General features: G+C 40.2%; 2 protein-coding genes. Both read left to right on the top strand.

Annotation, left to right across the window (positions count from 1 at the left end):
• Positions 1–305: 305 nt before the first annotated feature.
• Positions 306–1,175 carry an MBL fold metallo-hydrolase gene (locus tag ACS8FD_RS14370; RefSeq protein ID WP_439261974.1) on the top strand — a complete coding sequence of 290 codons (870 nt, stop codon included), beginning with the start codon at positions 306–308 and terminating at the stop codon, positions 1,173–1,175.
• A 56-nt stretch (positions 1,176–1,231) separates the two neighbouring features.
• A complete protein-coding gene (locus tag ACS8FD_RS14365) occupies positions 1,232–1,414 on the top strand; it encodes a YgaP family membrane protein (protein WP_299217738.1) in 183 nt (60 codons plus the stop codon).
• Positions 1,415–1,467: the final 53 nt, after the last annotated feature.

Here is a 1,467-nt window from a genome sequence, read left to right as displayed (position 1 = left end):
GATGCATCGTCATCTATACTGTGAGTAGATGTACCCAGTGCTGAAATAGAAGTAGTCAGAATGAGCTCCTTAAATAAGATAGCAATATGTTTTGGATTATTATCTAACAATATATGGTTCATTATCAATGATATCACCAATTATATCAAGTTATCATTATTTACATTATATAAATTGATAAATTGTATGATCATTGTTATATTGTTAGACATAGATAAGTAGTCGGTATGTCAAATATTATATACGATTCAATATCATACTTAAGTGTTATTTAAAGTTTCAAACATTCTTATAGCGAGGTTGGCATGCAAGTTCATTCTTTCTTACATAACGATACTGAAACGTACACACACGTACTCGCTGATGTTGAGCAAAAGTTATGTGCCATCATTGACCCGGTATTAGACTTTGATGCCAAATCTGGCCACACTGCCACCAGCAGCATCGATGAAGTCATTGCGTTTGTCCGCGAGCAAGGCTGGGAGCTGGTCTATGTTATCGAAACGCACGCCCACGCCGATCATATATCAGCGGCCATTCATGTCAAAGAAATGCTTGGCGGTCAGTTAGTGATAGGTCAGCATATCACTGAAGTACAAAAAACCTTTAAACAAATCTTTAACTTTGATACCCGTTTTCGTACCGATGCCAGTCAGTTTGATATCTTGATGGATGATGGTGAGATATTAGAGCTTGGGAGCATTACTATTACGGCGATGTATGTGCCAGGTCATACGCGTGCTGACATGGCCTATATCGCTGCTGATAAAGAAAATACCGTGGTGTTTGTCGGTGATACTTTGTTTGCCCCTGATGTAGGTACAGCGCGCTGTGACTTTCCAGGTGGTGATGCTAAAGCACTGTATCAGTCTATCCAAAAACTGTTGGCACTTCCTGAGGATACCATCATGTATCTATGTCACGACTATCCAAGTAAGGGTCGCAAGCATTGTCCGACTACTACAGTTGCAGCGCAAAAAATGGGTAATATCCATGTAAAAGAGGGTATTAATGAGGCAGAATTTGTGCAAATGCGCGAGCGCCGTGATGCCACTCTTGCGATGCCGCGTCTGATCATTCCAGCGGTACAAGTCAATATTGATGCTGGTCATTTACCGTCGCCAGAAGACAATGGTATTCGCTATCTAAAGGTACCGATTAACGCATTGGGATAAAGCTACTGGCTAACTTGTTTTTAAAATACTAAGTGATAAAGCTTAAGGAGTCAGAAATGAAGGCAAATGTCGGAAGTACTGAGAGAACGTTACGTATTATAGCTGGGTTGATCATTATTGGGCTGGGAGTGTATTATCAAAGCTTATGGGGTGTGCTTGGGTTAATACCTTTGCTAACAGGATTATTTCGTTTTTGCCCTTTGTACAGAATGCTTGGCATGAACACTTGCAAGCGTTAAGCTACTACTACAAGTCTCAGCATGAATAAATGAAGACATAAGAAATAAAGACC

It is taken from the genome of Psychrobacter sp. 1U2 (genome assembly GCF_051847575.1).
The sequence above is the reverse complement of the archived record's forward strand: the minus strand, read 5'-3'. Positions and strand labels throughout refer to the sequence as shown.